Consider the following 21,325-nt stretch of genomic DNA (forward strand, 5'->3'; position numbering starts at 1 on the left):
TGTGCCGCGCAGGTGGGCCCTCAGTGGTCCCGGCGGTGGATGGCGAGAGCCGCGACGGCCACCGAGGCCAGCGACCACACCGCGAAGGTGGTCCAGGCACCCGTGACGGTGGCCGGGTACTCGGACGGGCGCAGGCCCGCCAGGGTGGTCCGGGCCAGGCGCTGCCAGGCGGGCAGCGGCAGGGCGTGCAGCAGGTCGGCGCTCCAGCGGTAGCGCTCGGTGATCAGCGACGGGACGAAGAACAGCACCCCGACGGTGGCCACCACGGCCCCCGCGCCGTGCCGGATCAGGGTGCCGAGGCCGAGGCCGACCAGGGCGCAGACCGGGCCGAACAGCACCGCAGCCGCGACGTACCGCAGCGCGGCCGGATCGGTGACGGACTGTCCGATGCCCGTCCCGGCCAGGATCGCCTGGCTCCCACCGAAGGAGGCGCCGACGGTGAGCACCCCGTAGCCGAACAGCACGGCGGCCAGTACGCAGGCCTTGGCGACGAGCACCGCCCGGCGGTCGGGCACGGCCGCCAGGGTGGTGCGGATCAGACCGGTCGCGTACTCGCCCGCGATGGCGAGCGCGCCGAGGCCGCCCGCGACCAGCATCAGGATGTCGGCGGAGGCGACGTTGAACGCGTCGTTGAGCGCCACCTGCGCCATGACCGCGGGGTCATCCTCGCCCGGGGTGTAGTGGTCGCGGGTGTAGAGCGCGGACTTGAGGCCGGCGGCGACGATCGCCACGGCGCTGAGACCGAGCACCCAGGGGACCGAGCGCAGCGACCAGAACTTGATCCACTCGGCGGCCAGCAGGTCGCCGATGCGGGCGCGCGGTTCGGTGCGGAGCGAGGCGGGGCCGGTGCGGGGCGAGGAGGGGTCGGTGCGGTGCGGGGCGGGCAGGGTGCTCAACGGGGTTCTCCGGCGGGGTACTCGACGCTGTCGGCGGTCAGGTCCATGAACGCCTCCTCGAGGGAGGCGCCCCGGGTGGTCAGGGCGTGCAGCAACAGGCGCTGCTCCAGGGCGAGTTCGCCGATCCGGGTGGCGTCCAGGCCGCTCACCGCGAGCTCGCCGTCCGGGCCGGGCCGGACGGTGGCGCCGGCCGTCGTCAACACGGCGGTGAGCCGCTCGGGTTCGGCGGCCCGGACGGTGACGGCGCGCAGGCCCGCTCGGGCGGCGAACTCGGTGAGGCTCTCGTCGGCGAGCAGCCGGCCGCGCCCGATCACCACCAGGTGGTCGGCGGTGTGCTCCATCTCGGCCATCATGTGGCTGGAGACGAAGACGGTCCGGCCCTCGGCGGCGAGCCGCCGGAACAGCCCGCGCACCCAGAGCACGCCCTCCGGGTCCAGTCCGTTCAGCGGCTCGTCGAACAGCAGCACCGGCGGGTCGCCGAGCAGCGCGCCGGCGATGCCGAGCCGCTGCCGCATGCCGAGCGAGTAGCCGCGGATCCGCCGCCCGGCGGCCTCGGTGAGCCCGACCTCGTGCAGCACCTGCTCGACCCGGGCGGCCGGGATCGCGTTGGCGCGGGCCAGCGCCCGCAGTTGGGCCCGGCCGGTGCGCCCGCCGTGGGCGTCGCCCGCGTCCAGCAGGGCGCCGGCGTCACGCAGGCCGCGCGGCCGGCCGCGGAAGGGACGGCCGTCCACGGTGACGGTGCCGGAGGTCGGGTCGCCCAGGCCGAGGACCAGCCGCAGGGTGGTGGACTTGCCCGCGCCGTTGGGGCCGAGGAAGCCGGTGACCCGGCCGGGCCGGACGGTGAAGGAGAGGCGGTCGACGGCGGTGCGGACGCGGTGGCCGCGGCCGTAGCGCTTCGTCAGCTCGGTGACTTCGATCATGCGCCCCACGGTGCCGGGGATCGTGGGGCGGGCACATCGGACCGGTGTCGACACCGCGAGCCACCGGAGGCCACCCGGGGCCGTACAACCACGGTTGGATGACGGCGTCCCGGACCGTCGTTACGATCGTGGACCATGCCCTCACCCCCCTCCCCGCCGCTGCTCCGGCGCGTTCCGCCCGAGGCCTGGGTCGGCCTCGCCTGGTGCGTGGCGGCCGGTTACCCCGCCGTCCGGCTCGGCGGCCAGGCCGCGCAGCACCCCGGCGCCGCCGCCCACGGCGGCTGGGCGTTCACCCTGGCCGACACGGCGGTGGCCTTCGCGGGCGCGGCGCTGGTACGACGGCTGCCGGTGCTCTCCGTCGTCCTGCTGCTGGTCGCCGCGTTCACCGAGACCGACGGCTGGGCCGGCGGCGCGCAGGTGCCGCCCGGCGCCCTGCTCGCGGTGGACACCGCGCTCTGCCTGATCACCGCGACCCGGCCGCGGCGCAGCTCCCGGGCCGCGTTCGCGCTGGTCATGGCCTTCCTGATGCTGCACATCGGCATGGTGCACGGCAACACGGTGGGCATCTTCACCGGTACCCACATCGGCTCGGCCGACGGCGCCGCGCTGCTCGCGCTGGTCGCCTGGCTGATCGGCCGCTCGGTGCGGCAGAACCGGGAGCACGCCGAGGCGCTCAGCGCCCGGGTGGCCGAGGAGGCCGTCACCGCCGAACGGCTGCGGATCGCCCGGGAGATGCACGACACCGTCGCGCACAGCCTCGGTATCGTCGCCCTCCAGGCCGGCGCCGCCCGCCGGGTGATCGACCGTCGGCCGGAGCGGGCCAAGCAGGCGCTGGGCGAGATCGAGTCCGCCGGACGGGAGACCCTGGCCACGCTGCGCCGGATGCTGTTCGTGCTGCGCCGGGCCGACGGAGAGGCCTCGGCCACGGTGCCGCAGGGCCTGGCGGACCTCGACCGGCTGGCCGGGGCGACCACCGCCGCGGGGGTACGGGTGGAGGTGCGGCGGCACGGCGAACCGGGGCCGCTGCCGCCGGAGGTCGACCTCGCGGCGTTCCGGATCGTCCAGGAATCGGTGACCAACGTGGTGCGGCACGCGGACGTCGGCGCCTGCGTGGTCACGGTGGACCACCGGGCGGCGGGGGAGCTGTCGGTCGAGGTCGCCGACCGGGGCAGTGGCTCCGGGGAGGGGCCGGGCGGCGGGTTCGGGCTGGCCGGGCTGCGGGAGCGGGTCGCCCTGCTGCGCGGCGAGTTCGAGGCCGGGCCGCTGCCCGGGGGCGGCTTCCGGGTGGCCGCCCGGTTGCCGGTGCCGGTGCCGGCGTCGGCGTCGGTGTCGGTGTCGGGTCCTGGCTCGTCGGTCGAGGAGGCGGGCGCGTGATCCGGGTGGTGCTGGCCGACGACCAGCCGCTGGTGCGCGCCGCGTTGGAGATGGTGATCGCGGAGACGGCGGACGTCGAGGTGGTCGGCGAGGCGGGCACCGGGGCGGAGGCCGTCCGGCTGGCCGCCGAACTGCAGCCGGACGTCGTGGTGATGGACATCCGGATGCCGGGCATGGACGGCATCGAGGCCACTCGGCTGGTGACCGCGGACGGCGGGCCGACCAGGGTAGTGGTGCTCACCACCTTCGACGAGGACGAGCACGTGTACGCGGCGCTGCACGCGGGGGCGTCCGGCTTCCTGGTCAAGGACATGGCGCTGGACGACATCCTCGGCGCGGTACGGGTGGTCGCCGCCGGGGACGCGCTGATCGCGCCGAGCGTCACCCGGCGGCTGATCGGGGCCTTCGCCGCTGCCGCCGCTCCAGCCGCGGCCGCCGTTTCCGCCATCGCCGCCGCCGACACTGCCGCCGCCGCCACCGCTGCCGCCGCCACCGCTGCCGCCGCCACCGCTGCCGCCGCCACCGCTGCCGCCGCCACCGCTGCCGCCGCCGAGCGGCGGCTGGCGGCGATCACCGGGCGCGAGCGGGAGATCCTCACCCTGGTCGGCCTGGGCCTGTCCAACTCCGAGATCGCCGCCGAACTGGTGCTCAGCATCGCGACCGTCAAGACGTACATGACCCGGCTGCTGGCCAAGCTCGACGCCCGGGACCGGGTGCAGCTGGTCATCCTGGCGTACGAGGCGGGCCTGGTCTCCGTGTCCGGCTGACCGGGCCCGCCACCGCGGGAACGATTCCGCGATCGGTCGTCGGGCGCCGGTTGCTCAGCGCTTGACGGCCACGCCCGCGTACATCGCGATGTCCTGGTCGCGGACGGGCGCGGCACCGGCGTCCGGCCGCCAGTGGTGCACCAGCGTGACCCCCGGGTCGAGCAGCTCGTAGCCCGCGAAGAAGGCCTCCGCCTCGGCCTTGTCGCGGATCTGGAGCGGGATGCCGCGGGCGTTGTACTCGCGGCCCACGCCGCCGACCCCCACCGGGTCGGTGTCCCCGGTAAAGACGGTCAGGGCGAGGAAGCTGCCCGGCGCCAGGGCGTCCATGAAGCGGCGCACGATGCCCTGCGGGTCGTCCTCGTCCAGTACGAAGTGGACGATCGCGATCAGCGACAGCGCCACCGGCTGCGAGAAGTCGAGCACCTCGCGCAGCCGGGGGTCGCCGATGATCGACTCCGGGTCGCGGAAGTCCGCGTCCACGTAACAGGTGCGGCCCTCGGGCGTGCTGTCCATCAGGGCCCGCGCGTGGGTCAGCACGATCGGGTCGTTGTCGACGTACGCGACCCGGGCCTCGGGGGCGATCGCCTGGGCGATCTCGTGCACGTTCGGCGAGGTCGGGATGCCGGTGCCGATGTCGAGGAACTGCCGCACGCCGTACTGCTCGGCGAGTTGGCGCACCGCGCGCTGCATGAAGTCGCGGGTGGTGCGCATCGAGACGGGCAGTGACGGCCAGGCCTGCACCGAGGCGTGCGCCGCGACCCGGTCCGCCTCGAAGTTGGTCTTGCCGCCGATGAGGTAGTCGTAGACCCGGGCGGAGTGCGGAACGTCCATCCGCAGGTCCACCGACGGGGGATCCTTGTGCGGACCGTGCTCGACTCGGATCTCGTTCGCCATGCTCGCTCTCCCGGTGCTGGGCATTCGTCATGGGCCGCGGTGGCAGCGGCCCATGGTGCGCATGGTAACGGTCTTCCAATGTGATGAGATGACTGGCCCTCAGACTCGACCTCAGGCGCGACTCTCAGGCTCGACCCGCAGGCGCGGGCCCTCGGGTGCGGCTCTCGGGTGCGGCTCTCAGGCCTGTGCCTCGGGGTGCCTCTGGTCGGACGCGGCGGCGTCCGACTGGTGGGGGAGCGCGGTGGTCTCGGCGTCGCCCCGGTCGGAGGGGGACCGGCGGCCGTGCGCCGCGAGTTCGAGTGCGGCGCCGATCCAGGCCATGCCGAAGGCCCAGGTCGCCAGCCACTCGCCCAGGTAGAGCGGCCGTACCGGCCAGTCCGAGCCGACGCCCGTCACCCCGGCCAGGACGGAGAGCCCCAGGGCGGCCAGGATCACCACCCCGGCCACCAGGTAGGCCGTGCCCACCCGGGCGGGCTGGGCGGAGCGTGGGTTGCGGAAGGAGTAGAGGCAGAACATCGCCAGCATGACGAACAGCAGGCCGGCGAAGACCAGGTGGAGCACCCCGACGGTGCGCTGGACACCGGACCCGCCCCCGGCGGACGTCGGGCACAGCGCGACCCCGAGCGCGAAGAAGCCGGCCGCCGTGCTCCAGCGGTCGTCCCTGCGGTCGAAGCGGTAGCAGATCAGGAACACCCCGAGGGCGCACAGCCCGCCGACGAAGAGGTTCCGGGTGTCGGTGTAGTACGAGGCGCTCATCGAGACCGGCCAGAAGCCGTCCGTGCTGCGCCCCGTCACCACGGCGGACAGCCAGTTGCCGAACGGCAGGGCCGGCGGCAGCAGGATGCCGATCAGGCCGACACCGAGGCGCAGGATCGCGATGGTCCGAACGTCCTGGATGCTCCACCGGACGCCGGGGGAGTTCTGCGTGCGCGAGTCGTGAGTCACGGACGCCTCCTTGCCTTTCGCACGGGCACGCGGGCCCGCTGGTCCTCCGGCCGCGCGGGACGGGGTGGGCGGTGCGGACGGGCGCCGCCACACACCTGAACGACCGTCAACTGGTGTACCCGCATCAGCGTTCGAAGCACCACCGATTTGAGCGGTTTACGCCCCCGATGACCGTCAGGAGTGCCTCTGGGCACCATCTTTCACGGCTGCGCGCACCCGTTCGGTTCAAGTCACCGCCGAGGGCGTCGAGGAGCGGCCCCCACCAGCACAACCGCGCCTGACCGAAGCGGAATTGATCTGTACGATCTCGCCCCGTGGAGGAGACGCTGACCACCGGGGCCGCCCTCCCCGGCACCCCGAGGACCCCCGGCACCCCCGGGACCGCCCACCGCCCGGCGCGCTGGGTCCGCACCCGGCTGCGCGCCGACCCGGCAGCCGCCCTGCTCGTGGCGGCCCTCGCGTTCGTCACCGTCCTGCTCGCCGTGGCCGTCCCCCGCCTCGCGGACCGGGGCGCGGACGCGGCCCTGCGGGACCACGTGCGACAGAAGGGCATCCACCCGACCAGCCTGCAGGCCGTCGCGAGGAGCCGCCCCACCGACACCGCCGCCGACCTCGACGCCGTCCAGCGGGAGCTCGCCGCGCGGTTCGGCGCGAAGCTGCCGCTCTCCGCGCCGGGCCACGCCCACGGCACCCGCACCGCGGCCGACAAGGTGTACAACCCGGACTTCGCGCGGCTCAACGCCGAAGTACCGCCGCGGCTCTCCCTGATGTACCTGGACGGCTCCGCCGACCGCGTCACCCTGACCGAGGGCAGCTGGCCCGGCCCCGCCACGGCCGGCGCGCCGCTGCCGATGGCCGTGAGCCGCACGGCCGCCGAGATGATCGGCATCAGGGTCGGCGACGTCGTCGACAGCGGCAGCAAGGGCCAGGTCCGGCGGGCCGGCGTGGTGACCGGCATCTACCGGGTCAATGACCCGCTGGACCCGTTCTGGGACGACCTCGGCTGCCCCGACCAGCCCTGCCTGGAACTCGGTCAGTACGGCGACGACTGGCTGAGCTTCACCGGGCTCGTCGACGGCGCGAGCCTGGCGGCGCTGACCGCCTGGGGCGAGAACGTCCAGAACTTCTGGCGGCTGGCCGTCGACCCCGCGCCGCTGCGCGCCGACCGGCTGGACCGCACCCGGGCCGACGCCGCCCACCTGCTCGCCGGACCGGAGAACGACGCCCTGGTCGCCGCGACCGGACGGGCCGACCTGCGGGTCAGCTCGTTCCTGCCCGACGTCCTCACCGAGGCGGCCGACCGCCACCGCGCCGCGACGGCGCTCAGCGCGATCGGCCCGACCGGGGCCGCCGGGGTCGCCGGGGTGGTGCTCTGCCTGGCCGCGGTCCTCGCCGCCGACCGGCGCGCCGCCGAACTCCGGCTGCTGCGGGCCCGCGGCGGCTCGCTCGGCGGGGTGCTGCTGCGGCTGCTCGGCGAGGGCGCGGTGACCGTCCTGCCCGCCGCCGCGCTCGGGACGGCGCTCGCCCTGGTGCTGCTGCCCACGCCCCGGTGGGGCGCCGCGGCGGCGGCCGGCCTCGCCACCACCCTGCTCGCCCTGCTGGCCTTCCCGGCCCGGGTCGCGCTGCTCTGGGCGCGCCCCCGGGCGGCCGGGCGGTGGCGCCGGCCGATCGGCGAACTCGCCCTGCTGGCCGCCACCGTCGCGGCGGTGGCCGAGGCCCGCCGCCGGGGCGTCGGCCACTCCGGCGCCGCCGTGGACCCGTTGCTCGTCGTCGCCCCGCTGCTGCTCGCGGTCACCGGCGGACTGCTGCTGGCGCGGATCGAGCCGCTGCTCCTCGGCCGGCTGGCCGCCCTCGTCGGCCGCGGCCGGGGACTGATCGGCTTCCTCGGCCTCGCCCGGGCCGCCCGCGACGTCTCCGGCCGTCGCCGGCCCAGCGCGCTGCCGCTGCTCGCCCTGCTGATCGCCACCACCGCGACCGGCTTCGGCGCCACCGTGCTCGACTCGGTGGACCACGGGCGGCTGCGCGCCGCGCGCATCGCCACCGGCGCCGACGTCGCCGTGTCCGTCCCGGACTACGCGACCCTGCCGGACCGGTTCCTCGAGGCCGCCGGCGCGCTGCCCGGCACCCGGAGCGCGACCGGGATCCGGGTCGACCGCAGGGCCCTGTTCGTCGGCGCCGGTTCGAACAACTACACCAAGGTGACCCTCGTGGTCGCCGAGCCGGCCGCGTACGCCGAGATCGCCCGCACCCTCGGCGCCGGCGGCTTCGACCCGGCGAGGCTCGCCGGCACTCCCGGCGGCCCTGACACCCCGGTACCCGCGCTGTTCAGCCGCGACCTGGCCGACCGGCTGGCCGCCGGCGCGCCGACGGTGCACCTGTCCACCGCGAACGAGCTGCGCACCACCGTCGCCGGGATCGTCACCGCGACCCCGGCGCTGCCGGACCCGAGCCTGCCGTTCGTCGTGGTGCCCTCCGGCCCCGCGGTGGAGCGCCTGCCGGAACTCGGCCGGGCGACCGGGTGGCTGGCCGTCGGAGACGTCGACCCCGAGCGGGTCAGGGCGCTGCTGCGGGAGCAGGGCGTGGTCCAGCCGACCGGCAGCGCCAAGCGGGTCGCGGAGGCCGCCGCGGCGGCCGGCAAGGGCAGCCACGGACTGCCGCCCGCCTACGAGGTGGGCAGCAGCCGCGAGTACGCCGGGCACCTAGCCGCCGACCCGCTGCAGCAGGCCGCCGGACGGCTGTTCCGGTACGCGGTCCCCGCCAGTGCCGGATTCGCCGTCCTCGCGGTCCTGTTGACGCTGCTGCGCGCCGCGCCCGACCGTACGGCCGTGCTCGCCCGGCTGCGCACCATGGGCCTGCGGCCCCGGCAGGGGCTGGCGCTGATCCTCGTGGAGGCGCTGCCGAGGACCCTGGTGGCGGCCGCCGGCGGCGGGCTGGTCGCGGTGGCGGCGGCCGTCCTGCTCGGGTCGGCCTTCGACCTCTCCACCCTGGTCGGGGCCGGGGCCGGCCACGCCCTGGATCCGGCGGCGCCGCCGGTGCTGCTGCCCACGGCGGGCCTGGCGCTGGTGGCCTGCCTCGGGGTGGTGCTGGAGACGCTGGTGGCCGGCCGGCGGCAGATCGCCACCGAACTGCGCGCGGGGGAGTCCTGACGGTGGTATGAACGGCGGGGCGGCCCGGTCACCACGACCGGACCGCCCCGCCGTCCGGACCGCCGGACCGCCGAACCGCCGGTTCAGCCGGCGGGCTGCCGGGTGCGCGCGATCAGCGCGTTGAGCAGGGCCGCCCCGCGCTCGGCGTCGTCGACGCTGACCGCGAAGTCCGTTCCCCGGCGGGTGCGGACCACCAGACAGGCGCCCCCGCGCAGCATCACGGTGGTGCCGAGCCCGTTGATCCGGTAGCCCCAGCCGCCCGCCTGGGTGGCGGTGCGCCGCTCGACGCGGGCGGACTCCAGCTCGGTGGGGGACCAGCGGCGGGCGGGCCACCCGAAGGGGCCGAAGCCGACGGTCAGGCCGGAGGCGGTCACCCGTACCCGCACCGAGGAGCAGACGAGGATGGCGAGGGCCGGGAGCGTGAGCAGCAGCACCAGCGGCAGGCCCACGTCGGCCACCCCGCTGGCGGCGGCCACCGCCACGGCCACCGCCGCCAGTCCGAACACCGACGCGGTCAGCTGCAGCCACGGGTTGGCGGCGTGGGAGAGCCAGACGAGGTGCGCGCCCGGCGGCACCTCCAGCGCCGGCTCCCCGGCCGCCGGGCGCGGTGCGGGTCGGGCGTCGTAGCGGTGGCTCGCCAGCCGGGCGAGCAGCCCGGCGAGGCCGGTGGCCAGCAGGATCAGGACCACCTCGATGCCCATCGGCGCGGCGTCCTGCCAGCGGGCACGGTCCAGGTTGGCGTGCACGATGGAGGCCTGCGCGCCCGTCAGCAGCACCCCGCCGGCCGCCAGCGTGGTCGCCGCGGCACCGGGCGCCAGGTTGCCCCGGTACCGCCGCAGGGCCACCGCGGTCAGCACCAGGACCGCCCAGAACGCCGCCGGGAAGAGCACGGCGGCCGTCAGCGACATCGAGTCGTCCGGTTCCCGTCCGCCCCAGTGGGTGGCCAGCGGGTCGGGCAGGCGGTCACGCGCCAGCAGCGGCAGCGCGATCAGCAGGGCCAGCACGCCTGCCGACCAGGTCGCCGCCGCCCAGACCGCGCCGCGGTGCGTCGGCCGCTCTGCCGCCGCTCTCGTCGAAGTCGTCCCCTGGTCCGTCACGACAACCCCCTGATCATGTCCACGAGATCGTTCCTGCTGTAGCCGGCCCGGGCCGCGTCTTCGACCAACTGCCGGACCCGGTCCACGAGTTCGGAGCGGGTGTCGGCGCCGGTCGCGATCGTGATGCCGCGGCCCCTGCGGAACTCCAGCACCCCTTCGTCGCGCAGCGTGCGCAGCCCGCGCAGGACGGTGTTGGTGTTCACCCCCAGCGCCCGGGAGAGCTCCCGGGCCGGGGGCAGTTTGTCCCCGGGGGCGCACTCGCCCTCGGCGACGGCCCGTCTGATCGCGCCGGCGACCTGTTCGTGCAGCGGTCGGGTGTCCCCGATGTCCAGCTTCAGCAACATGGTGCTACTGACGATAGCACCATTCATGTCAACTGCTGCTGCTCGGAGAACGGTGAGCGGGCACGGCGAAGGGGGCGGGCCCCGGGGCCCGCCCCCTTTCCGCGTTCCCTTTCCGCCTTCCGTCTCGGGCGGCTGCTTCCGCTCGTCCCCGGGGTGAGGCCCGGGTGGCGGGAGCCCCCGGTTGGCCGGGTGCGCCGCGTATGGAGTGCGTTGGGAACGACCCCGGGGACGTCAGGAAGGCGTCAAGGAGAGCAGGTCACCCCGTCGACGGCGGTTGGGTGGAGGACGACGGAGAACGCGACCACACGAGGACGGATCATGCACGGCAACGGGCGGCACGAAGGCGGCACGGCACCCAGGGTGGTGGTCGGGGTCAGCGGGTCGTTGGGGAGCCTCGCGGCACTGCACCGCGGCGTCGCCGAGGCCCGCGAGCGCGGCGCCGCCCTGGTGCCGGTGCTCGCCTGGGAGCCGCCCGGCGGCGAGCACGGTTACCGGCGCTCGCCCTGCCCGCCGCTGCTCGCCGCCGTCCGGGAGGCCGCCGAACAGCGCCTGCGGGACGCCCTCGACGCGGCCTTCGGCAGCGCCGACCCCGGGGTGCCGCTGCACCCGGTGGTGATCCGCGGCGAGGCCGGCCCCGCCCTGCTGCAGGTCGCCGACAGGCCCGACGACCTGCTGGTCCTCGGCCGCAGCGGCGGCCCGCTGCGCCGCCGGCTGCGGCGCTCGGTGCCCGGCCACTGCGCCCGGAAGGCCGGCTGCCCGGTGCTGACCGTCCCGGTGCCCGAACTGCTGCGCGACCTGCACCGGCTGGAGTCCGCGCACCGCCGCGCCCGCCGGCACCTGCCGGCCGGCCCCGCGCCCGAAGCCCTCGCGGTGAAGCGGTAGTCCGCGGTGCGGATGTACTCGGCCGGCCCCGGCGCCGACCGCTACCGCCCGGTGCTGGAGCGCCTCTCGGCCCCCACCGCGGGCACGGTGGCGCTGCTGGGCGGCGGCGCGCTGGCACTCGCGCTCGGGGTTCTGCGCGAACTGCACTCCGGCCCGCTGCCGTACCTCGGCTACCTGGCGCTGTGCGGACTGGTCGGGCGCCGTTCCCGGCCGGGGGCCGCACCGCTGATCGGCCTGGCGGCCTGGCTCTGCTGCAACGCCTTCGCCGAGCACCGCCACGGCGAACTGGGCTGGGCGGGCCCGTGGCCGGAGGCAGGGCACTACGCGATGTTCACCGCGACCGCCCTGCTGGCGGCCCTGCCCACTGCCCTGCCGCGCCGCACCGTACGGGTGTCGCCGCTGCGGTTCGACGGCCCGCGGTTCGACGGCCCGCGGCTCGACGGCCCGCGCTGAGGCGCCGCCCAAGGATGGTCCGCCCGTACGGACGGACCTCGCCGGGGGCCGGGGCTCCGGCCGGTATCCGGAGCCCCGGCGAACCGGTGGAGGCGGGCGACCCGGGCACGCGGAGTGGTCGCCGGTTCGGACTGCGGGCCCGCCCGTACGGACGGGCCCGCCGCGACCACCACCCCGCGCGCCCCGGTCGAGCCGCGGGCCCGGCCTACAGCGCGAGCAGGACGCGGTGGGCCAGGGTGGTGTCCCGCAGCGGTTCGAGGGCCAGGCGGACCAGGGCCAGGGCGTTGTCGTCCCCGGCGATCCGGTTGGCGCTCAACTCACCGCAGGACAGGCACTGGTGGATGATCATCCACTCGCCGTCGGCGCGGACCGACAGGCCCAGCACGGCCATCCGGCCGCCGCAGCCGGCCGCCCGGTCACCGGGCCTCCGGCCGTCGACATGACGGCTGGCCAGGCAGTTCGGGCAGTGGTTGCGGTGCGCGGTGCCAGGGGCGTCCAGGGGGACGTCCAGCCGGCAGTCCACGCAGCGGAAGGCGTTCGCCCGGTGGCCGCCCTGCTCGTGCAGGACGTCCTTGTGCCGCTGCGGGCGGCGGTCCTGCCGGCTCCGGCCGCCGGTGTTCTTGCGTCGTGGCATGCTTCGGTTCCCCTCTTCCGTGCGCGGCTCAGAGGGTGCCGAACGCTTCGAGCGGGAACGGCGGTTGGGCGAGCGGCCGGACGGCCATCCGCATCAGGATGAGCTGGTTGTCGTCCGTGCAGACGGGGGTGGACGTCAGCTCGTCGCAGCGCACGCACCGGTGGACGACCGTCCAACCGCCGGTGCGCAGCACGGCGATGGCGATCGGCGACATCCGGCCCCGGCAGTCGCTCGGGCCGCCCTCGACCTGGTCGAGGACGTGCCGTGACTGCAGGCAGGACGGGCAGTGGTTGCGCCGCGTGCCGTCGGCGGCGTAGGTGGAGACGGTCAGACCGCACCAGGCGCAGGCGAAGGTGGAGGTCTTCAGAGTGGGGGGAGTGCTGGAGGTGCTGGACACCCGGGGTGCTCCTTGCTGAGGGGTTCTGCGATGACAGCAAGAGCAGGCCGAGTGGCCTCGACGGTTCGTCAGGCCTGGTTGCAGGCGGTGTGGCGAGGCGCACTCGGCGCGGTCCGGGACATGAAGACACCCTCTCCGGTCGGGCGATGGCCCGGGTCGATCGGTACGGAACGGCGTCAGCCTAACCACGCCGATCGCACGGGCGCCAACGGTTATTTCCGCCCGCAGCCACCCTCACCGCCGGGCCGGAGATAAAGGGCGCGCACGATGTCCGTGTGCAGATGACCAACACGCCGCAGCCGGCGACCCTCGATGACGCGTCGTCAGTCAGTCGATTACTGGCCCTGGCCTTCGCCGACGACCCGATGATGTGCTGGTTCTTCCCCGACCCGGCCACCCGGCAGGCGGGGCTGGGCGGTTACTTCACCACGCTGTTCACCCGGCAGTACGTCCGGCACGGGGTGTGCGAGCGGACGGCGGACGCGGCCGCGTTCTGGGTGCCGCCGCACGCGCAGGACAAGGCGGTACCGGACGAGGAGACGCTCCGGGAGCTGGTCGCGCCGCTCGGCGACCGGGCCGAGTCGTTCCGGCAGTCCGTCGAGGCGGCCGCCGACAACGCGCCGCAGGAGCCGCACTGGTACCTCGCGGTGATCGGCACCGACCCCGTCGCCCAGGGCCGGGGGCAGGGTTCCGCGCTGCTGCGCTCGGGGCTGGCCAGGGCCGACGCCCAGGGGCTGTCGGTCTACCTGGAGTCCTCCAAGGAGGAGAACCTCGCGCTCTACGGGCACTTCGGCTTCGAGGTGCTGGAGGAGGTCCGGCTGCCGGAGGGCGGGCCGGCGCTCTGGGTGATGCGGCGTGGGGCCCGCGCGTAGCGGTGCCTTCGGGGCGGCATCTGTGGCGGCACCGGTGGCGGCCCGGCCGAGACGGGCGGTGAGGTCGGTGGGGCCCGTGCGTAGGGGTGGCCCCGGGGCCCGGTCAGTCGTCGGCGGGCAGCTCCGCGGGCACGGCGAGCACGTCGACCAGGGCCTCGCCGCGCAGCACGGTGAGCGGGAGCGGGCGGCCGATCGCGTCGGCCAGCATCAGCCGCTGGAGGGCCTGGGCGCTGCCCATCGGCTCGCCCGCGGCGGTGAGCAGCAGGTCGCCCGCGTGCAGCCCGGCGCGGTCGGCGGGCGCGCCGGGCACCACCTCGACGATCCGCAGGCCGCCGCGCTGCCCGGTGCGGTGGCGCAGGGCGGGCGGCAGGGGCGCGGGCATCCCGGCGAGGCCGAGGTAGGCGCGGCGGATCCGGCCGTCGGCGAGCAGGGCCGCGACGATCCGGCGGCTGGTGGCGTCGAGCGGCACGGCCAGGCCGAGCCCGTTGCCGGCCACCGCCGTGGTGATGCCGACCACCTCGCCGTCCGCGGTGGCCAGCGCGCCGCCGGAGTTGCCCGGGTTGAGCGCGGCGTCGGTCTGGACCACGTTGTCGATGACCCGCACCGCGCTGCCGGAGCGGGCCGGGATCGAGCGGCCGAGGGCGCTGACCACGCCCGCCGTGACCGTCCCGGCCAGGCCCAGCGGGTTGCCGACGGCGACGACCAGCTGTCCGACCCGCAGACCGGTTGCCTCGCCGAGCGAGACCGGCGTCGGAGTCGGCCCGTCGGCGCGCAGCACGGCGAGGTCGGAGAGCGGGTCGGCGCCGATGGTGTGGAACGGGGAGGTGGTGCCGTCGGCGAAGGCCAGCGTCCCGGCGTCGGCGTGGCCGACGACGTGGGCGTTGGTGAGCAGGAACCCGTCCTCGGTGAAGACCACCGCCGAGCCGAGGGCGGTGCTGAACCAGCCGCCCCGGCCGCGCCGGGGGACCTGGAGCGCGGCGACCCGCGGGGTCAGCGCCGCGGCGACGGAGGTGACGATCCGGGAGTAGGCGTCCAGCGGCGCCCGCGCCTCGGGGGCCGGACCCGGCACGGGGAGCGTGTCGGCCATGGTGCTCACCCCTCTCGCGGACGCGGTTCCCACGATGGCACCAGATGCCAACAACGGCGGGGCGCCCCGTCTTCCGCGCCCCGTCTTCCGCGCCCCGCGCCGGAGGAGTCCTGACATGTTCTTGGCGTGCGGGAAATTCCCAAGAAGAGGAAAAGCAGGAATATAGTCCGAGTAAAGCCGTCGTGATGGGAGGGGCCGATGGACACGACCATGCTGGAGCCCGAAGGGCGAGAGGGCGCGGTGCCGAGGGGAGGCGGCCTCGACCCGCTGCTGCGTCCCACCCGGGAGGCGATGCTGGCCCGCCGCGCGCACCCGGCGCCGCGCTGGAAGCGCGTGCTGCGGCCGGGCTCGTCCGGTCCGGCGGCCTGGATCCGGTCGGAGGCCGACGCCCAGGCCGAGCGCCTCGGGCGCCGGACGCCCGGTACCGAGCACGTCCTGCTCGCCCTGCTGGCCGTACACGAAGTGGCCCGTCACGAGCCGCAGTTGGCACAGGAGGGCGGCACCGGCGAACTGCTCGCCGGGCTCGGCCTCGACTACGCCCGGGCGCGGGCCGCACTGGACTCCGGCGGGGTGACGCTGCCCGCCGACCCCCGCTCGGTCGAGGCCTACTTCGCCGACGTCGCAGGTCAGGGCACTGATCGACTGCTCCGGGCGTTGCTCGAGGAGGACACCAGGGCCCGGCGCCTGGTCGAAACACTGCGCGGTTGAGGCGCCGTCGGCGCAGCGAACCGCGGTACCGAGAGGAAGGGGCACCCGATGCACGTCACCCTCGCCGAGGAGCTGATGCTGCTCTCGCTGGACGACGAGTCCGGCGTCGCGAAGGACGCCGCCACCGCCGCCTGGGCCGCCGCGGGCGGCATCCTGGCCGAGCTGGTGCTGGCCGGGCGGGTCGCGATCGAGGACGGCCGGCTCACCGTCGCCGACCGGACCCCGACCGGTGAGCCGCTGCTGGACGGCCGGCTGGCCCGGCTCGACGAGTGGGCCGCGGGGCGCCGCTCCGGCAAGGCCAAGGCGGCCGACTGGCTGACCAAGGACCGTGCCACGGCCGTCGCCGACACCGTCGCGCGGCTGTGCGAGCGGGGCCTGGTGGTCGAGGAGCGGCGCCGCGCGCTCGGCATCTTCCCGGTCCGCCGCTACCCGGAGGCGGACGGCGGCGTGGAGCGCGAACTGCGCGAGCGGCTCGCCGCCACGGTGCTGAACGGCGCGGAGCCGGACCTGCGCACCGCCGCCCTGGTGGCCCTGCTGCACGGCTCCCGGCTGCACCGGCTGGCCTTCCCCGAGCTGCCCCGCAAGCAGGTCGAGCCGCGCTTCGCCGAGATCGCCGCCGGTGACGGGGCCGCAGAGTCGGTCCGCGAGGCGATCCGGAACATGCAGCTCACCATGGTCGCCGTCACCACTGCGGCGACGGTGGCGGCGACCACCGCCGCCACCGTCTGAGCGGGCGGGCGGGCCGCGTACCGCGCGGCCCGCCCGGTGCGCCGTCCCGGGGGCCCGACCGCGTGCGACCCGCCCGATGCGCCGCCTGGTCCACCGCCCGGTGCCCCGTTCCGGGCGCCCGGTCAGAGCACCGTGGCGCCGAGGGTGATCGAGCCGAGCACCACCAGCACCCCGAGCGCGAGGAACCCGTACTCCAGCCCCGCGCGCTCCCGCCCGTCCACCAGGACCTGCGACGGGTCCGCCGGGTCGTAGCGGACCGGGACGAAGCCGCCGTCCGGCAGTGGGTGGCGGGTGGTGGAGGGGACGGGGGAGAAGACCTCGACCACCCGGCCGTCCTCGGTCGCGAACTGGAGCAGCGGCCGCGGCGGCAGCGCGCGGTCCTCCGGCGCCGTGGCGCGCTCGCGCACCAGCGCCCGTGCGGGCACGCCGACCCGGCGCAGTCGCCGCAGTTCGCGAAGGCCGACCACCCCGGCGAGGTAGGCGACCACGCCGCCCAGCGCACCGAACACCACCACGGCGAACCCGGCCGTGCCGCCCATCGCCGCCTCCCTCTCCGCGGCTCCGTGTCCGCGGCTCCGTGTCCGCGGGGACTCCAGAGACCCCCAGGGCTCCAGTATCACGCGGACGAGGCGCTCTTGACGCCCCGGAATGGTCCAGTCCACCCTGGCGGCGGCATGTTCCTGTCATTCACCGGCCCCGGTCACCCCGGCCGGCCCCGACCACTGCAAGGAGCACCGTCCGTGACCCAGCGTCCCGCAGTCCCCGTCCTCCTCGCCGCGCTCACCGTCCTCGCCCTCGGCTCGGCCGCCCCCACGGCCGTGGCCGCCGGCTCCGCCGCCCCCACGGCCGTGGTCGAGGCGGCCGTGGTCAAGGTCGGCACCACCAAGCAGCTCCAGAGCGCGCTCGCCGCCGCCGCGCCCGGCCAGACCATCCAGCTCGCCGACGGCACCTACTCCGGCAACTTCAAGGCCACCACCCCCGGCACCGCGGCCGCCCGGATCACCCTCACCGGCTCGGCGAAGGCCGTCCTCACCGCCCCCGGCGGCGGTTACGGACTCCACCTCGACGGCGCGAGCTACTGGACCGTCCAGGGGCTGACCGTCACCGGCGGCCAGAAGGGCATCATGGCCGACTCCGCGAACCACGTGGTCCTGGACGGCGTGACGGTCCACCACACCACCATGGAGGGCGTGCACTTCCGCAACTCCAGCGCCTACGGCACACTGCGCGACTCGCGCGTCCACGACACCGGCCTGAGCGGGGACGGCATGGGCGAGGGCGTCTACGTCGGCACCGCCAACACCCTGACCGACCGCAGCGACCACGTGCAGATCACCGGCAACACCTTCGGCCCGAACATCGGCGGAGAGAACGTCGACCTCAAGGAGGGCACCACCGGCGGCCTGGTCTCCGGCAACACCTTCGACGGCGACGGCCTCACCGGGAGCCACTCGGACGACTCCTGGGTCGACGTGAAGGGCAACGGCTACGTCATCGAGAACAACACCGGCCGGCGCACCACGAACGACGGCTACCAGACCCACAGCCTCCAGCCGGGCTGGGGCTGCGGCACCGTCTTCCGCGGCAACCGCTCCGACCTCACCGGCGCCACCGGGCCGGACCGGTACGCGATCCACGTGACCGCCTACGACGCGGCGAAGTGCAAGGTCACGATCGGCGCGGGCAACACCGTCACCGGGGGCCGGGGCCTGGTGAACCCCGGCATCCCCGTCGGCTGACCGATCCGGCTGACCGGTTCGGCTGACCGGTTCGGCTCGCCGACTACAGCGAGCCGAGCGGAACGTTCGGGTCGGCCAGCGCCTCGGCGTCCACCACCCGCCCCGAGCGCACCAGTTCGCGGATCGGGTCGGTGACGTCCCAGACGTTGACGTTCATCCCCGCGAGCACCCGGCCGCCGGAGAGCCAGAACGCGATGAACTCGCGGGTGGCCGGGTCGCCGCGGAACACCACCCGGTCGTAGCCGTCCGGCTCGACGTAGCCGACGTACTCCATGCCGAGGTCGTACTGGTCCGTGAAGAAGTAGGGGACACGGTCGTACACCGCGTCCGGCTGCCCGAGCAGCGCGCGGGCGGCGGTCTGCGGCTGGTTGAGCGCGTTGGCCCAGTGCTCGACCCGCACATGCCTGCCGAACAGCGGGTGGAAGGCGTTGGCGACGTCGCCGGCCGCGTAGACGTCCGGGTCCGAGGTGCGCAGGTGCTGGTCGGTCTTGACGCCGTTGTCGACCTCCAGGCCGGCCGCCTCGGCCAGGCCGGTTGCGGGGGCGATGCCGATGCCGACGACCACCGCGTCGGCCGCCACCGTGGTGCCGTCGGCGAGCTTCACGCCGTTCACCGTGCCGCCGTCGCCGGTAAGTTCGGCCACCTTGACGCCGAAGCGCAGGTCCACGCCGTGCTCCCGGTGGAGGTCGGCGAAGACCTGGGCGACCTCCCGGCCGAGCACCCGCAGCAGCGGCAGTTCGAGCGCCTCCAGCACCGTCACCTCGGCGCCCGCCTCCCGGGCCGCGGCCGCCACCTCCAGCCCGATCCAGCCCGCGCCGATCACCGCGATCCTGGCCCCGGGCCGCAGCGCCTCCTCGATCCGGTCGCTGTCCTCGACCCGGCGCAGGTAGAGCACCCCGTCCTGGTCCGCGCCGGGCACCGGCAGCCGGCGCGGTACCGAGCCGGTGGTCAGCAGCAGCTTGGCGTACTCCACCTGGCCGTTGTCGGCGAGCGTCACGGTGTGCCCGGCCGGGTCGATCGAGGCCACCGCCGTGCCCATCCGCAGCGTGACGTCGTGTTCCGCGTACCACTGCGAGGGGTGGACGTAGATCTTCTCCCGGGGCGTCTTGCCCTGCAGGTAGCCCTTGGACAGCGGCGGCCGCTCGTACGGGCGCTCGTGCTCCTCGCCGATCAGGACGATGCCGCCCCGGTACCCGGCCTCGCGCAGTGCCTCGGCCGCCTTCGCACCGCCCAGGGACGCCCCGACGATGACGACCGGGCGCTCCCGCCCGCCCGCTCCGGTGGTCCCGGTGTCCGTGCCCGCCATGCTCGACTCCTCGTTCTCCGGCCGTGGTCGGGCCCAGCCTGCCGCCGTCCGGGTGGTCTGTCGAGACTGCGCCTGGCGCGCCGCGCCGCGCTCGCCCGTACGGGTGAACGTGGGCCACGGCGGGCCACGGCGGGCCTCACGCCGTCATCGCGTCCCTGACCAGCGCGGTGTCGGTGAACTGCTCGAAGCGGACGATCCGGCCGCCGCGCACGGTGAAGCGGTGGGCGACCCGGACCGCCAGCGGCTTCCGGGTGGCCTTGTGGACGGCCGTGTACCGGCCCAGCACCACCACCGTCTCCCCGTCGACCACGTAGGTGTCGTCGTGCGCCGTCCAGTCGTCCCACTCGGCGGCCAGCCGCTCCATCACGTTGGCGGTGACGCCCTTCGGCGTGCGGTAGGTGCCGGCCAGCGGGAAGCCGGCCATCTCGGTCCACTCCACGTCCTCGGCCAGGGTGGTGCGCAGCGCCGCCAGGTCGCCCCGGGCGGAGGCCAGGTACTGGCGGCGCACCACGTCGGCGGGAGCGGGCGACTCGGCGAAGGAGGAGACGTCCCGGGGGATCTCGATCACTGCCCGCTCACCCCCAGGCCATCTCGCCCATGACGACCTTGGTGCCGATGTCCACCGCGATCCGCAGCCCCAGCTCCGGGAACCGCCGCTCCAGCGCCTCCTTGGCGGCGTCCGCGTTCGCGGCCCGGCCGATCTCGGTCTCGAAGGCGCGCAGGTAGGCGCGGGTGTGGTCGACGGCGTTCAGGTCGGTGGACGCGCCGGCGATCCGGTGGCCGGCCGCGACCCAGGTCGGATGCAGTGCCTCGATGCCGTCCAACAGGTCGATCCAGGCGGCCCGTTGGGCGGAAGTCGGGGTGTCGGCGGTCCACACGTGCAGGCCCTGGAAGAGCAGCACCCCGGCCAGCACGGCGCGGTGGTGGTGCTGCCAGAGGTAGTGCCGGTCCGGCAGGTGGAAGTCGGCGCCGCGCAGCTCGAAACGGTGGCCCTCGAAGACCAGCTCGTCCCCGTGCAGCGCCTCGGGCCGCACCAGCCGGGTGGGCAGCTCGGGGCCCAGGTGCGCCCAGGCGCGAAGCTTGGCCTCGTACGTCTCCTGGATGCGCTCGACGGTCGAGGCGGTGGCCACGAAGCGGGACTGCGGGAAGGCGTCCTGGACCTCCTGGGCGCCGAAGTAGAAGTCCGGGTCGCCGTGGCTGACGAAGACGGTGGTCAGCCGCTTGCCGCTCGCCCTGACCCGCTCCACCAGCCGGCGCCCGTCGGAGCGGGTGAACCCGGCGTCCACCAGCAGGGCGTCGTGGGGGCCGGTGACCAGGACGGAGGTCTTGTTGAGCGAGCTGTCGGGGCTGTCGATGATCTCGAAGTCGAGAGCACTCACGTTGTGGCTTCCTTCCTCGGGCCGCGCACGCCTCGCCGCCAGCATCGGCGCTCGGCGCGCCGTTCGCATCCGGAAGCCGGACGGGCCCGGGAAGGAGCGGCGGGGCGGGTGCTAGCCGCGGGTCCAGAGCGTGAGGTCGCTGCTGGTGGCCACCGCGAGGGTCCGGCCCGTCGGGGAGAAGCCGGCCGCCCGCAAGGTGGACCGGTCGGCGTCCAGGACCAGCCACCAGCTCTCGCCGTGCTCGCCCTCCGACGGCCCCCGCCCGTTGGCGAGCAGCACCCGGTGGTGCGGCCACTCCGGGGCGGCCACGCTGACGTGCCAGCCGCCCTCGGCGGCGGTGTGCAGTCCGCCGCCCCACAGCCCCGCCACCGGGACGCGCACGTCCGTGACCTGGCCGAGCCCGGGGCAGGCGAGGTCCGGGCCGTCCGGGTCCTCGGCGGGCTCGTGGTCACGGGCCAGCTTGAGGCCGGTCACCGCGTCGAACAGGCCGTGGCCGCCGTGCGAGACCGTCAGCACCAGGTCGTGGCCGCTCTCCGGGTGGACGGCGAAGCCGATGCCGAGCAGCCCGCCGACCGCGAGCGCCCCACGGCCCACCGGCCGCCACGGCTCCGGCGGGGCGGTCACCTCGGCGGCCATGATCCGGTCACGGAGATGCCGCTGGTGCGGGGTCAGGGCCATGCTGCAGATCATCCCACCGGGACGGGACGGCCGCGTCCGATCGACCGGCCCCACCGCCGGTCGCCGGGCCCGGCCGGG

The 21,325-nt window shown here is 75.4% G+C and carries 23 protein-coding genes; 9 read left to right on the forward strand and 14 right to left on the reverse strand.

The genetic code is table 11. The features are described 5' to 3' along the window. Positions 1-20: 20 nt before the first annotated feature. Together ACWDBB_RS18715 and ACWDBB_RS18720 are read right to left on the reverse strand one after the other, a co-directional pair. Positions 21-896, reverse strand: a complete 876-nt coding sequence (locus ACWDBB_RS18715) for an ABC transporter permease (RefSeq protein WP_449790647.1) — start codon at positions 894-896, stop codon at positions 21-23. After that, the gene (locus tag ACWDBB_RS18720; RefSeq protein ID WP_449790648.1) at positions 893-1,816 is read right to left on the reverse strand and encodes an ABC transporter ATP-binding protein; all 924 of its coding nucleotides are present in this window, start codon (positions 1,814-1,816) and stop codon (positions 893-895) included. Before ACWDBB_RS18720 ends, ACWDBB_RS18715 begins: the two co-directional genes overlap by 4 nt. Before the next feature lie 135 nt (positions 1,817-1,951). Here ACWDBB_RS18720 and ACWDBB_RS18725 point away from each other — a divergent pair, with 135 nt between their 5' ends. Together ACWDBB_RS18725 and ACWDBB_RS18730 are read left to right on the forward strand one after the other, a co-directional pair. Next, complete coding sequence (locus ACWDBB_RS18725) at positions 1,952-3,190, forward strand: sensor histidine kinase (protein WP_449790649.1); 1,239 nt, start codon at positions 1,952-1,954, stop codon at positions 3,188-3,190. A gap of 5 nt (positions 3,191-3,195) precedes the next feature. Next, complete coding sequence (locus ACWDBB_RS18730) at positions 3,196-3,957, forward strand: response regulator transcription factor (RefSeq protein WP_449790707.1); 762 nt, start codon at positions 3,196-3,198, stop codon at positions 3,955-3,957. A gap of 54 nt (positions 3,958-4,011) precedes the next feature. On the opposite strand, the gene ACWDBB_RS18735 is transcribed toward ACWDBB_RS18730, so the two are convergent. Both ACWDBB_RS18735 and ACWDBB_RS18740 read right to left on the reverse strand, forming a co-directional pair. Further along, positions 4,012-4,851: an SAM-dependent methyltransferase gene (locus ACWDBB_RS18735; RefSeq protein ID WP_449790650.1), complete on the reverse strand. Its 840-nt coding sequence runs from the start codon at positions 4,849-4,851 to the stop codon at positions 4,012-4,014. 177 nt (positions 4,852-5,028) lie between these two features. Next, positions 5,029-5,796 carry a hypothetical protein gene (locus ACWDBB_RS18740; RefSeq protein ID WP_449790651.1) on the reverse strand — a complete coding sequence of 256 codons (768 nt, stop codon included), beginning with the start codon at positions 5,794-5,796 and terminating at the stop codon, positions 5,029-5,031. A 314-nt stretch (positions 5,797-6,110) separates the two neighbouring features. Between ACWDBB_RS18740 and ACWDBB_RS18745 the strand changes: the two genes are divergently transcribed. Beyond that, entirely contained in the window at positions 6,111-8,942 is a 2,832-nt protein-coding gene (locus ACWDBB_RS18745; RefSeq protein WP_449790652.1) for a hypothetical protein, read from the forward strand. An 83-nt stretch (positions 8,943-9,025) separates the two neighbouring features. On the opposite strand, the gene ACWDBB_RS18750 is transcribed toward ACWDBB_RS18745, so the two are convergent. Both ACWDBB_RS18750 and ACWDBB_RS18755 read right to left on the reverse strand, forming a co-directional pair. Continuing rightward, positions 9,026-10,039, reverse strand: coding sequence for a DUF1648 domain-containing protein (locus ACWDBB_RS18750; RefSeq protein WP_449790653.1), 1,014 nt, complete (start codon positions 10,037-10,039; stop codon positions 9,026-9,028). Then, positions 10,036-10,383, reverse strand: coding sequence for a GntR family transcriptional regulator (locus ACWDBB_RS18755; RefSeq protein WP_392878052.1), 348 nt, complete (start codon positions 10,381-10,383; stop codon positions 10,036-10,038). The genes ACWDBB_RS18750 and ACWDBB_RS18755 overlap by 4 nt, the downstream gene beginning before the upstream one ends. 318 nt (positions 10,384-10,701) lie before the next feature. On the opposite strand from ACWDBB_RS18755, the gene ACWDBB_RS18760 reads away from it, so the two are divergent. Next, positions 10,702-11,265, forward strand: a complete 564-nt coding sequence (locus ACWDBB_RS18760; protein ID WP_449790654.1) for a universal stress protein — start codon at positions 10,702-10,704, stop codon at positions 11,263-11,265. 6 nt (positions 11,266-11,271) lie between these two features. Next, positions 11,272-11,718, forward strand: coding sequence for a hypothetical protein (locus ACWDBB_RS18765; RefSeq protein ID WP_449790655.1), 447 nt, complete (start codon positions 11,272-11,274; stop codon positions 11,716-11,718). Positions 11,719-11,923: 205 nt separating this feature from the next. Here the strand turns inward: ACWDBB_RS18765 and ACWDBB_RS18770 are convergent, their stop codons facing one another. Both ACWDBB_RS18770 and ACWDBB_RS18775 read right to left on the reverse strand, forming a co-directional pair. Then, positions 11,924-12,352, reverse strand: coding sequence for an RNHCP domain-containing protein (locus ACWDBB_RS18770; RefSeq protein ID WP_449790656.1), 429 nt, complete (start codon positions 12,350-12,352; stop codon positions 11,924-11,926). Positions 12,353-12,380: 28 nt separating this feature from the next. After that, positions 12,381-12,749 (reverse strand): RNHCP domain-containing protein, encoded by a 369-nt coding sequence (locus tag ACWDBB_RS18775; protein WP_449790657.1) that lies wholly within the window; start codon positions 12,747-12,749, stop codon positions 12,381-12,383. Positions 12,750-13,024: 275 nt separating this feature from the next. On the opposite strand from ACWDBB_RS18775, the gene ACWDBB_RS18780 reads away from it, so the two are divergent. Next, positions 13,025-13,621, forward strand: coding sequence for a GNAT family N-acetyltransferase (locus ACWDBB_RS18780; RefSeq protein ID WP_449790658.1), 597 nt, complete (start codon positions 13,025-13,027; stop codon positions 13,619-13,621). 103 nt (positions 13,622-13,724) lie between these two features. Here ACWDBB_RS18780 and ACWDBB_RS18785 read toward each other — a convergent pair whose 3' ends face one another. Continuing rightward, the gene (locus ACWDBB_RS18785) at positions 13,725-14,708 is read right to left on the reverse strand and encodes a S1C family serine protease (protein WP_449790659.1); all 984 of its coding nucleotides are present in this window, start codon (positions 14,706-14,708) and stop codon (positions 13,725-13,727) included. Positions 14,709-14,906: 198 nt separating this feature from the next. On the opposite strand from ACWDBB_RS18785, the gene ACWDBB_RS18790 reads away from it, so the two are divergent. Together ACWDBB_RS18790 and ACWDBB_RS18795 are read left to right on the forward strand one after the other, a co-directional pair. After that, positions 14,907-15,416 carry a Clp protease N-terminal domain-containing protein gene (locus ACWDBB_RS18790; RefSeq protein ID WP_449790660.1) on the forward strand — a complete coding sequence of 170 codons (510 nt, stop codon included), beginning with the start codon at positions 14,907-14,909 and terminating at the stop codon, positions 15,414-15,416. 48 nt (positions 15,417-15,464) lie between these two features. Beyond that, positions 15,465-16,145 (forward strand): GOLPH3/VPS74 family protein, encoded by a 681-nt coding sequence (locus ACWDBB_RS18795; RefSeq protein ID WP_449790661.1) that lies wholly within the window; start codon positions 15,465-15,467, stop codon positions 16,143-16,145. A gap of 122 nt (positions 16,146-16,267) precedes the next feature. Here the strand turns inward: ACWDBB_RS18795 and ACWDBB_RS18800 are convergent, their stop codons facing one another. Next, complete coding sequence (locus tag ACWDBB_RS18800; RefSeq protein ID WP_449790662.1) at positions 16,268-16,684, reverse strand: hypothetical protein; 417 nt, start codon at positions 16,682-16,684, stop codon at positions 16,268-16,270. 201 nt (positions 16,685-16,885) lie between these two features. On the opposite strand from ACWDBB_RS18800, the gene ACWDBB_RS18805 reads away from it, so the two are divergent. Further along, positions 16,886-17,884 carry a right-handed parallel beta-helix repeat-containing protein gene (locus ACWDBB_RS18805; RefSeq protein ID WP_449790663.1) on the forward strand — a complete coding sequence of 333 codons (999 nt, stop codon included), beginning with the start codon at positions 16,886-16,888 and terminating at the stop codon, positions 17,882-17,884. A gap of 43 nt (positions 17,885-17,927) precedes the next feature. Here the strand turns inward: ACWDBB_RS18805 and ACWDBB_RS18810 are convergent, their stop codons facing one another. The 4 genes from ACWDBB_RS18810 to ACWDBB_RS18825 all read right to left on the reverse strand — a co-directional run bounded on the left by ACWDBB_RS18810 (position 17,928) and on the right by ACWDBB_RS18825 (position 21,247). Further along, on the reverse strand, positions 17,928-19,190 hold the full coding sequence (locus ACWDBB_RS18810; RefSeq protein WP_449790664.1) for an NAD(P)/FAD-dependent oxidoreductase: 1,263 nt from the start codon (positions 19,188-19,190) through the stop codon (positions 17,928-17,930). A 136-nt stretch (positions 19,191-19,326) separates the two neighbouring features. Beyond that, positions 19,327-19,758: a nuclear transport factor 2 family protein gene (locus ACWDBB_RS18815; protein ID WP_449790665.1), complete on the reverse strand. Its 432-nt coding sequence runs from the start codon at positions 19,756-19,758 to the stop codon at positions 19,327-19,329. 7 nt (positions 19,759-19,765) lie between these two features. After that, complete coding sequence (locus ACWDBB_RS18820; protein ID WP_449790666.1) at positions 19,766-20,569, reverse strand: MBL fold metallo-hydrolase; 804 nt, start codon at positions 20,567-20,569, stop codon at positions 19,766-19,768. A gap of 111 nt (positions 20,570-20,680) precedes the next feature. Then, positions 20,681-21,247: a hypothetical protein gene (locus tag ACWDBB_RS18825; protein WP_449790667.1), complete on the reverse strand. Its 567-nt coding sequence runs from the start codon at positions 21,245-21,247 to the stop codon at positions 20,681-20,683. Positions 21,248-21,325: the final 78 nt, after the last annotated feature.

It is taken from the genome of Kitasatospora sp. NPDC001095 (genome assembly GCF_053598615.1).

Excerpts from the sequence above, each read along its gene's own strand:
- ACWDBB_RS18720 (WP_449790648.1), bottom strand. The coding sequence starts at position 1,816 with ATGATCGAAGTCACCGAGCTGACGAAGCGCTACGGCCGCGGCCACCGC.
- ACWDBB_RS18725 (WP_449790649.1), top strand. The coding sequence starts at position 1,952 with ATGCCCTCACCCCCCTCCCCGCCGCTGCTCCGGCGCGTTCCGCCCGAG.
- ACWDBB_RS18735 (WP_449790650.1), bottom strand. The coding sequence starts at position 4,851 with ATGGCGAACGAGATCCGAGTCGAGCACGGTCCGCACAAGGATCCCCCG.
- ACWDBB_RS18755 (WP_392878052.1), bottom strand. The coding sequence starts at position 10,383 with ATGTTGCTGAAGCTGGACATCGGGGACACCCGACCGCTGCACGAACAG.
- ACWDBB_RS18760 (WP_449790654.1), top strand. The coding sequence starts at position 10,702 with ATGCACGGCAACGGGCGGCACGAAGGCGGCACGGCACCCAGGGTGGTG.
- ACWDBB_RS18770 (WP_449790656.1), bottom strand. The coding sequence starts at position 12,352 with ATGCCACGACGCAAGAACACCGGCGGCCGGAGCCGGCAGGACCGCCGC.
- ACWDBB_RS18785 (WP_449790659.1), bottom strand. The coding sequence starts at position 14,708 with ATGGCCGACACGCTCCCCGTGCCGGGTCCGGCCCCCGAGGCGCGGGCG.
- ACWDBB_RS18790 (WP_449790660.1), top strand. The coding sequence starts at position 14,907 with ATGGACACGACCATGCTGGAGCCCGAAGGGCGAGAGGGCGCGGTGCCG.
- ACWDBB_RS18795 (WP_449790661.1), top strand. The coding sequence starts at position 15,465 with ATGCACGTCACCCTCGCCGAGGAGCTGATGCTGCTCTCGCTGGACGAC.
- ACWDBB_RS18800 (WP_449790662.1), bottom strand. The coding sequence starts at position 16,684 with ATGGGCGGCACGGCCGGGTTCGCCGTGGTGGTGTTCGGTGCGCTGGGC.
- ACWDBB_RS18810 (WP_449790664.1), bottom strand. The coding sequence starts at position 19,190 with ATGGCGGGCACGGACACCGGGACCACCGGAGCGGGCGGGCGGGAGCGC.
- ACWDBB_RS18825 (WP_449790667.1), bottom strand. The coding sequence starts at position 21,247 with ATGGCCCTGACCCCGCACCAGCGGCATCTCCGTGACCGGATCATGGCC.